The following is a 393-nucleotide window of genomic DNA, read 5'->3' as shown; positions in this document are numbered from 1 at the left end:
TCCGCGCGCTCGGCGCTTCTGCTTCCGATGCTGCCGAACTAGCACGCCTTAACCAGGTGTACTTCGGACCCACCCGCTTCAGCGGCAAACAACGCAAAGCCCGCCACGCAGCCCTCACCCAACGCCACAGCCTCGGCACCCTCACACTCATCGAGTCCTACACCGCAAAAGTCAAGAAAACCCTCGACGCCTGGAACCTGCGAGTCAAACTCGCAGGAACACCCGCACACCGCATCCCCACCGTCGCCGCCACACGACTGAAAGAACTACGTTCCAAGCGCATAGCCAAACCAGGCGTGCGCATCACCTACCGTGCACAAGGCCCCAACACGCTCTCCATTACTGACGACGCCACCACCATCGCCAACATGCGCGGCGTACTCGAATCCACCA

General features: G+C 61.3%; 1 pseudogene. It reads left to right on the top strand.

Annotated features, from left to right (window positions below):
* Positions 1-393, top strand: a pseudogene (locus HMPREF2912_RS09350) (HNH endonuclease); the annotation flags it as partial.

The sequence above is a fragment of the Corynebacterium sp. HMSC056E09 genome (assembly GCF_001813425.1).
Classification (GTDB): Bacteria; Actinomycetota; Actinomycetes; order Mycobacteriales; family Mycobacteriaceae; genus Corynebacterium; species Corynebacterium hesseae.
This window is presented reverse-complemented; position numbering and strand designations above follow the sequence as displayed.